Raw genomic sequence first — 8,545 nt, 5'->3', positions numbered from 1 at the left:
ACCCCACCAACCCCCCCCCCCCCCCCCCGCGCCCCCCCCGGCCCCCCCCCCCCCCCCCCCCCCCCCCCCCCCCCCGCGGCGGCCGGAGCGGCCCGGCGCCCGCGCCGCACGCCGTGCCGTTGCCGATGGCCCGGGCCATGCGCGAGCGGGTGCCCGCGAGGGTTGCTTTCCGGAGGACGGCCCTGACGGAAACCCGCGGGCGGATGCCCCACGGACCCGTCAGGGCCGCCGCCTCGGTGCCGCTGGGATCAGAGCGTGTCGCGCAGCGGTCGGGTCTCGCGCTGGACGAACTCCTGCACCGCCCAGGCGTTGCCGTCGGGGTCCTTGAAGAACATGAAGGTGGCCCCGTCCCCCTGCCCCAGCTGCTGGATCTCCGAGACCTCGACGCCCCGCTCGGTGAGTTCCGCGTGGGCCCTCTTGATGTCCGTGACGACCAGTTGGAGACCCCGGTACGAACCGGGTGCCGGCGCCTCGCCACCGCCGACCTCGTAGACGCCCTCGCCGATGACGATGGAGCACCCCGAGCCGGGCGGGGTCAGTTGGACGATCCGGACCTGGTCGTTGACCCGCGTGTCGTGGTCGAGCCGGAAGCCGAGTTTGTCGCGGTAGAACTCCATGGCCCGCTCCACGTCGGAGACGGGGACGACGATCACTTCGAGCGTCCAGTCCATGCCGCTGCCTCTCTGCTGCTGGATGTCGGAGCCGACGAGCCGGGGAACGGGCGCGGGCGTACGCGTGCCCCGTAGGCGTACGCGTAGGCCGCCTCGCCCCCGCAGGCGTACGTGCGGAGTGTGCCGCACCCCCGTACCGATGGCGAGAGGAGCCACCGGCTCGGCGCGAAGTCGTAGGCGGGGGTCCGGCACACGCCGCGCGTTCCTTCGGGGCTCTTGGGAGTCCCTCAGCGCGGGGCGAGGCGTTACAGCGTCGACTTCGCCGGGTCGCCCATGGCCACCGGCTCCAGCACCGCCACGTCCATCGGTTCGGCGAGCAGGTCGGACACCCCGGCCGCGATGGCGGCGAGCGCCGGGCCGCGGGAGTGCGCGTCCAGAGCGGCGCCGTCGGCCCAGTTCTCGACCACCACAACCCGGTCGGGGCCGGAGTGCACGGCGTACAGGAGGCAGCCGTCCTCCTGGTGGACGGCGGGTGCGTGGGCGCGGAAGACGTTCAGGACGGTTTCGGTCTGGCCCGGCTGGGTCTTGATCGTGGCGACGACGATGGGCATGGGTATCTCCGTAACGGTAAATATCAGCAAACATCGCTTGATGTTGGTGAATTGACGTTACGGCTGGGCGGTGACGACGCGATGCGCGGCAGCGGAAAGGCGCGCCCCCCATCGGCAGCACCTTGCCGAACGCCATGCCGAACATACCTTGATGTCGGTTTTAGGGGGCGCGGGCGCGGGGAGCGCGGCGCGGGGGCGCCGATCCGGCTGTGTGGTGCGCGGGCGTGATCACCGCGGGGCAGCGTCGGAGAAGCCGCGCGCCCTGTGAAGCCCAGTGGGCGGGCGCAACGAACGAACCCACCGAACGAACCCGTCGGCTGGTCGGCCCGCCGCTGCCCGCCCACCTGTCAGGGCCTCGTCTCCCGCGATCGTGCCGCGTGGAGTGCGGGGCCGTGACCGGACTGGGTGTGCTCAGGCGGGCTTGAAGCGCTGGGCGGGCGTGTTGTTGCAGGTGTACTGGGTGATCAGGGTGTCATCGTCCAGGCTGCCGTTCTTGACGTCGAGGCACTTGCCCGCACTCGTTCTGATCACCGAGGTTCCGTTGGGCGTGACCACGGGCCGGAACCGCTGGTTGGGGCCGCCGTGGCAGCTGTACTGGATGACCGGCGCGTGGTCGGCCGTGGAGTTGTCCTCCACGTCCAGGCACTTGCCGATGAGCGACTTGATCAACACTTCGCCGTTGCCCAGCGACTTGACCCTGAACTGCTGGTTGCGGCCACCGTGGCAGCCGTACTGGATGATCGGGGCGCGATCGGCCGTGGAGTTGTCCTTCACGTCCACGCACTTGTTCGCGAGGGTCTTGAGCTGGAACTGCCACTCATCGGAAGGGGCGTCCGCCCCGGCAGGGCCTGCCGTGGCCAGGAGGGCGGTGGCGGCCAGGGCCGCGGCGGTGAGTGCGGCGTGTATGCGCATGAGGTTCTTCCTTGGTGGAACGGGGCTCCCTGGAGGGCGCGCTGTCGCCTCCAGCCTGGCCCGGTTCGCCGTTCCCAGCCTTCGGGAGGGGGCCGAACGGGATACGGCCGAGGGCAAGGACATGCGTCGGGGAGGTGCGTGGGTGTGACGCGGCACGGGGGCACGGGGCCGAACTGTTCACGCGGCCGTCGCCCGCCCACGGAGCAGTCAGAAGAGCGCCGCGGTCACCCTGCCCAGCACACGGCCCGGCACGGTGCCGGAGGTGCCCTGATTTGTGGGGGAGCAGGGCCGGAGGGTAGATGTTGATCTTTCATCGTCGACGCCCGAACCGGCCGGCTGACCAGCACACCTGCCGCTCCGGGCGGTCGCCTGGAACGAGAGAACGAGACTGTGAGCCGTAAGACGCCGGCGTCGGATACACCGTCGGGCGAGGGCAAGAAGAAGCGTGACCGGTCGGGCGCGGAGCCCGAGGGGTGGCGGACCGGGCCCGCGTGGCGGGAGATGGACGGGCGGGCGGCGCGGCGGCGGCGCCGGACCGCCATGGGAGCCGCCGCACTGCTGGTGGCCGCCGGCGCCGTCTGGGTCGTCAACCCGGGCGACATCCGCGCGCGGCTGTCCGGAAACAACGACACGGTCGCCGCCGCCCCGTTGCCGCCCGAGACGGCAGCCCCCACCGCGGCCCCCGGCCAAGAGGCGGGCAACGCGACGCCCACGCTGGAGCGCCCCTTCGCCGGCTCCCCGGCCGAGCGGTACGCGGACGGCCCGGCCGGGATCGTCCTGCCCCCGGCCAAGGCCACCGGGTGGATGGACAAGGAACAGGTCGCCCGCGCCCTGCGCCAGGCCAAGCAGTGGCTCGTCAGCGCCAACCTCGACCCGACGACGCTGAGCGGCGGACAGCCGAAGGCGGCCCTGGAGCTGACCGATCCCCAGCAGCCCGGCACGCTCGAACTGATGCGGAAGGCACTGCGCAGCCCGGGCGCGGAGCACGATCCGCTGTCGTTCTTCTCCCGCTTCGACCCGACCGAGGTGCGGCCGGCCGGTGACATCGTCAAGACGCGGGGACGGATGACCTACGAGGCCGACGACAAGGACGGCACTCTCGTGATCCACGCCGACTACACCTTCGTCTACCCGGTGGTGAAGGCGCGGGTCGGCGCGCACGAGGTGACGCGCACGATCGTGCGCAGGCAACTGGACCTGGAGTTCACCGACCCCGCCCGCTACCAGAACACTCCGGGAAAGCTGGGCCTGGGGCAGTACCAGCACGAGGCCTCCAATTCCTCCTGCGCGCGCGATGACGGTTTCCTGCACCCGATGTTCGCCACGGACGCACCCGACGGCCCCGAGCCCAGCGGCGAGGCCGTGGACCCGTACGACCGCAGCAGGGACCTGAGCAAGGAACCGGCCGACTCGTGCGGGACGGTGTCCCGGGTCTGAACCGCGGCTGCCGACGATTTCGGCACGGTGTTTCCGGCCTGATCAGTCAGTGGGTGCTGACGATCACGAGACGGGTTTCCGGGGCTGATCCGCGGCTGGTCCGCGGCTGCCGAGGGTCCCGGCGCGGTCTCCCGGGTCTGACCTGCTGACGATGGCGGCGCGGTCTCCCGGGCCTGATCTGCTGACGATCCCGGCTCGGCCTCCCAGGCCTGACCTGCCGATGATCCCGGCGCGGTTTCCCCGGCCCGATCCGCGGCGACACGATCCCGATCCCGATCCCGATCTCGATCTCGACGTCGTGTCGCCGCGCTGCCTGCGGAAGCCTGCCTCGACCGGCCATGCCGGACCACGTCACCTGGGGACCCCGGTAACCCGTTCGGCCGAGCCTGTGCCGCCGCCCCGGCCGGTGGCGGGTCATTCTGGCAGCACCGCACAGGCCACAACGGCCCCTGCCGCCCAACCTTTATCGAGACATCCGATGACATCCCATGCCCGCGGGTGAGAGAGGCTTTGGCCGCTCTCTTCTCCGGGCCCACCGCTCCGCAACAGGCGCGCACCTTCCCCGCGCGTCAGGACGAAGAGGAGAGAACGCGATGAGACTCCACCACCTGGGCGTAGGCGCCGTCTTCACGACACTGGTGCTCGGAACCCTTGCCGCACCCGCGTCGGCGTCCGCGACTCCGTCCCGCGCCCTGCCCGCCTGCCCGAAGATATTCGGGCACGGCGGTTATCCGTCCGGGGCCAATGCCCGGCAACGTGACCAGATCCGTCAGCCGAACAACACGCGCGCCCTGTCCCAGATGAAGGCGTGGGGCGCGGCAGGTGTGGAAGGCGACCTGCAACTCACCCGCGACGCGGCCGAGGGCGTCATGTGGCACAACCCCACGACGTACGGGCTCTCCGGTCGCGAGCGGTCCGTCACCGCGGTCCGGTGGTCCACCGGTGCGGATCGCCTCCACGGGCGGACGATCACGCGGGGCCCGTACCGGGGCGAAACCGTCCACACCTTCCGGGACTGGCTGGACCAGCTCAAGGCCAGGAAACTCGTCGGACTGGTGGAACTCAAGGGAGAGACCCGGAAGTTTCTGCTGAGCCGGAACGCGTCCGTGCGGGAAGCGGGCTGGCGCCAGGTCATCGTCCCCATCAAGCGGCGGATCGCCTCGCAGGAGATCCTGATCTACACGCACGACAAGGCACTGAAACCCGTACTGGACGAGCGGCTTCGGGCCGCGGGCCTGTCGGCGACCCGGACCCGGCACCCCGTGTGGGTGGACACGGTCGCCTGGCGGGAACCGCCGCCGTCGGCCGCCGGTAACCACGGCCGCTGGAGCAGCACGCTCGCCCAGAACCCCCAGCGCGTCGCCACGTCCTGGACCAAGGACTACGCGCAGTGGCTGCGCGGCAAGTGCCGCTGACCGCTGACCACTGACCACTGACCACTGACCGCCCACGTGGCCGGCCGGACCTCCGAGGGCCGGCCGGCCACGCTGCTCGTTCACCTGCGTGCGGTTACGGGGGTGCGTTCACGGGCGTGTGGTCACGGGGGTGCGTTCACGGGCGTGCGGTTGGTGCCTGCCCGGGGGCGGTCGCCCGTGATCACGTCGTCACTTCCCCCGATAGGCGTTGACTATCGTCTGCGTCAGGGTGTTGCCGCGCTTGTCGGTGACCGACGCCTTGAACGAAATGCCCTTGCCCACATCGGGGTTGCGCACGGTGACGCTGAGCTTCTTCCCGCCGTTCTTCCCTCCGTGGACGGCCGTCTTCTGCCAGTGCGCGCCGCCGTCGTAGGACACGTACACCGTCAGCGCCTTCAGCCCGGAGCCCGCCGCGGAGCCCTGCACGGTGATCGGCACGGTCGTCCTGGCCTTCGCCTTGGCGGTGCTGTCCGGGGCGAGGGCCGGGGTGAAGCGGACGGCGGTCGCCGGGAGGGCGGTGGGCGCGGTGGTGTGGGCCGAGGAGAAGGTCCAGGTGGCGCGCACCTCCGTGCTGACGGCGGTGTGCTTGCTCGGGACGACGGTGGTCGAGAGCTTGTAGTGCGCCCTGCCCGCCGGGACCTTGAAGGAGGCGGCGCCCGTCAGCGGGTCCTTGTTGGAACTCACCCACACGCCGTCCCGGTACAGGTTCGTGGTGACCTTGTCGTAGCGCACGTCGCCCGAGTGGCCCTCGCCGTCGGCGAACACCGGCAGCGCGCCGTAGATCCGGTCGCCCTCGCGGAACAGGCCGAGCCGGTCGCCCAACGCCGGCCCGAAGACCCCCACGTTGAGGGTGTGCCGGTAGGAGGCGCCCGGCTTGTAGGCGGTCTCTTCCGTTCCGTAGTTGGCGATCGGGTCCAGCTCCTGGGTCACCTCGTTGAAGCCGAACGACCACTTGGCGCCGACCCCGTTGACGTACTGGGTGGTCAGGTACGGCAGCGCGCGGAACTCGCCCGCCGTCACGGTGATGGCGCTCCCCGTGGACGGAACGGGCAGGGCGATGCCGAGGGTCTGCGTGACCGAGGAGCCGAGCCGGACCTCGGCCTTGGCGAGCTCGCCGGGCCGGGCGTGCTTGACGAACCCGGTCTTCACGGTGGTGACGGGCCACCCGTACGCCAGGTTGTACCCGGCTTCCACCCCACGGCCCCAGTTCGCGATGAACTGCTGGCGCACCTCGCCCGCGGGTGCCTTCGGCCCGACGTGCGCGGTCCGCAGCCCTTGGAAGCTGTCGCCCCACGAGCCGTGCGCGTACCTGCCGTCGGCGACCTCCACGTCGGTGAAGGCGTTGGTCTGCTCGGCGTGGCGGTCCGGGACGGTCATGTCCACCGGCTTGGCGGTACGGGCGTCCAGCGTGACCGTGGCGGCCTTGGTGACCGTCAGGTTGGGCGCGACCAGCCAGTCCTCACCCGTTCCTGCCGCGCCCAGGATGTAGGTGCTGAGCAGGTAACGCCCCTTGGGCAGCCGCGCCGTGGCGGTGCCGTCGGCGGCGAAGGGCGTGAACGTCTGCCCCTGGCCCAGCCCGGCGATACCCGTCAGGGAGGTGTCGTAGGACGTGGCGGGCGCGCCGTCCCGGCCGAGGTGGCGGAAGGTGACGTCGTAGGACTCGACCTCGCGCACCACGGCCGCGGCCGTGCGGACGGTCTGGTCGCCGCCGCGGGCGAGGACGTACGCGGTGTACGCGCCGTCGTCATTGCCGCCGGGGCGGGTGTCGGCGGTCAGCGGGACCTGAGCGGTGCCGCCCGCGGGGACCGTCACCTGCCGCGCGCCCAGGCGGAACGTCTCCTCGGGGGCGGGCTTGCCGGTGGGGCCGGTGGCGGTGAGGGACAGGTCGAGGGTGACGGGCGCGGAGCCGAGGTTGCGGTAGGTGAGCTGCTTGGTGACGGGCTTGTCGTCGGCGTGCGGCCACTGCTGCGTACCGAAGTTCACCGAGACCGGCTCGGCGACGACGGTCTGGGTGAGCGCCTTGGCCACGTCCACCCGGCCGGTGCCCTGCTGGTAGGCGGAGTAGCCGGCGTGCGGGGCGGCGGACGCGGTCAGGGCCGCCTTTATGCGCTCGCCGCTCCAGTCCGGGTGGCGCTGCTTGAGGATCGCCGCGGCACCGGCGACGTGCGGCGTGGCCATGGAGGTGCCGGAGCCCGCGAGGTAGCCGTCCGCGACCGGCGGCGCTTCCTGCTCCATGAGGCTGCCGGGGGAGGCCGCGGCGGCGATGTCCACGCCGGGCGCGGTCAGGTCGGGCTTGATACCGGCGTCGCCGGTCCGCGGGCCGGTGCCGGAGAAGTCGGCGAGCTGGTCCTTCTTGTCGACGGCGCCGACGGTGAGCGCGGCCTCCGCGCTGCCGGGCGTGTCGATGCGGCCGGGGCCGCTGTTGCCCGCCGCGATCACGAACAGGGAGCCGGAGGCGGCGCTCAGCCGGTTGACGGCCTCTTCGAGCGGGTCGATGCCGGGCGCGTCCGACCCACCGAGGCTCAGGTTGACCACGTCCGCCTTCTGCGCGACGGCCCACTCCATGCCGGCGATGATGCCGGAGTCGCTGCCGGCGCCGTCGTCGCCCAGGACCTTGCCGTCCAGAATCCGGGCGCCGGGGGCCACGCCCTTGTACTTGCTTTGAGACTTGGCGCCGGTTCCGGCGGCGATGGAGGCGACGTGGGTGCCGTGGCCGTACCGGTCCTGGTTGTCGGCCGCGTCGGAGAAGTTCTTCTCCGCGATCTCCTGGCCGGCGAGGTCCGGGTGGTTCTGGGCGACGCCGGTGTCCAGGACGGCGATCTTCGTGCCCTTGCCGTCGTAACCGGCCTTCCAGGCGGTGGGCGCGCCGATCTGCGGGACGCTCTGGTCCAGCCGGACCGTGCGGACGCCGTCCAGCCACACCCGGGCCACCCCGGCCGCGGCGGTGCGGTCGCTGCCGCCGCCCGCGGGCTCGTTGGTGAGCGCTTCCCACACCTTCCCGGGCTGTTCGTGATCGGCGGTGACCGCTTCGGCGTTGAGTTTGGGGAGCGTGCGCCGGATCTCGGTGTCCCCGGCGGCGCGTAACTCCCGCTTCACCTCGGGGGCGGCGCCCCGATAGCCGACGATCAGCCGCGGCCCGTCCGCCTCGGCGGCGCGGTACTCCGGACGGCTGAGCAAGGTGAGGTCGAAGAGGCGCGGGTCGAGGCGCCCCTCGCGTATCAGCCGCTGCGCGTCGAGCGGCACCGCGTAGTGGTGGCCGTCGACGCTGCGCACGCTCAGCGGCAGCCGGTCGCGGCCCGGCGCGCGCCGCACGGTGACCGGACGCCCGGTGTCGTCCACCGCCACGCGGTCGCCCGTGATCAACGTGATCCAGTGCGCGACGGGGCCGGTGCGGGCCTTGGCGGCCGTGGCCGTACCGGCCCCGGCCCCTGCCCCTGCGTCGTTGTCGGGCTGGGCGCCGGCCGACGGGGCGGTCATGCCCGCCGCCAGCGCCACGGCCGCCGCGGTCGCCACCGCGACGGCGCCGAGTCTTCTGACGTTGGTGCGCAAACTTCCCCCC

The 8,545-nt window shown here is 72.1% G+C and carries 6 protein-coding genes; 2 read left to right on the top strand and 4 right to left on the bottom strand.

The genetic code is table 11. The features are described 5' to 3' along the window. Positions 1-248: 248 nt before the first annotated feature. From ABZX96_RS35090 to ABZX96_RS35080, 3 genes are all read right to left on the bottom strand, one after another. On the bottom strand, positions 249-671 hold the full coding sequence (locus ABZX96_RS35090; protein WP_355552665.1) for a VOC family protein: 423 nt from the start codon (positions 669-671) through the stop codon (positions 249-251). A gap of 245 nt (positions 672-916) precedes the next feature. After that, the gene (locus tag ABZX96_RS35085; protein ID WP_355552654.1) at positions 917-1,222 is read right to left on the bottom strand and encodes a putative quinol monooxygenase; all 306 of its coding nucleotides are present in this window, start codon (positions 1,220-1,222) and stop codon (positions 917-919) included. A gap of 411 nt (positions 1,223-1,633) precedes the next feature. Next, positions 1,634-2,134, bottom strand: a complete 501-nt coding sequence (locus tag ABZX96_RS35080; protein ID WP_355552651.1) for an RICIN domain-containing protein — start codon at positions 2,132-2,134, stop codon at positions 1,634-1,636. A 390-nt stretch (positions 2,135-2,524) separates the two neighbouring features. On the opposite strand from ABZX96_RS35080, the gene ABZX96_RS35075 reads away from it, so the two are divergent. Both ABZX96_RS35075 and ABZX96_RS35070 read left to right on the top strand, forming a co-directional pair. Further along, the gene (locus ABZX96_RS35075; RefSeq protein ID WP_355552648.1) at positions 2,525-3,571 is read left to right on the top strand and encodes a hypothetical protein; all 1,047 of its coding nucleotides are present in this window, start codon (positions 2,525-2,527) and stop codon (positions 3,569-3,571) included. A gap of 593 nt (positions 3,572-4,164) precedes the next feature. Continuing rightward, positions 4,165-4,986: a hypothetical protein gene (locus ABZX96_RS35070; protein ID WP_355552645.1), complete on the top strand. Its 822-nt coding sequence runs from the start codon at positions 4,165-4,167 to the stop codon at positions 4,984-4,986. Positions 4,987-5,175: 189 nt separating this feature from the next. On the opposite strand, the gene ABZX96_RS35065 is transcribed toward ABZX96_RS35070, so the two are convergent. Further along, the gene (locus ABZX96_RS35065; RefSeq protein ID WP_355552643.1) at positions 5,176-8,535 is read right to left on the bottom strand and encodes a S8 family peptidase; all 3,360 of its coding nucleotides are present in this window, start codon (positions 8,533-8,535) and stop codon (positions 5,176-5,178) included. Positions 8,536-8,545 lie beyond the last annotated feature (10 nt).

Origin of the sequence: Streptomyces sp. NPDC003077 (assembly GCF_040611095.1) — a bacterium.
Classification (GTDB): domain Bacteria; phylum Actinomycetota; class Actinomycetes; order Streptomycetales; family Streptomycetaceae; genus Streptomyces.
Note: the sequence above shows the minus strand (reverse complement) of the source record. Positions and strands in the feature narration are given on the sequence as shown.

Coding starts and splice junctions, on each gene's coding strand:
- ABZX96_RS35090 (WP_355552665.1), bottom strand. CDS start 671: ATGGACTGGACGCTCGAAGTGATCGTCGTCCCCGTCTCCGACGTGGAG.
- ABZX96_RS35085 (WP_355552654.1), bottom strand. CDS start 1,222: ATGCCCATCGTCGTCGCCACGATCAAGACCCAGCCGGGCCAGACCGAA.
- ABZX96_RS35080 (WP_355552651.1), bottom strand. CDS start 2,134: ATGCGCATACACGCCGCACTCACCGCCGCGGCCCTGGCCGCCACCGCC.
- ABZX96_RS35070 (WP_355552645.1), top strand. CDS start 4,165: ATGAGACTCCACCACCTGGGCGTAGGCGCCGTCTTCACGACACTGGTG.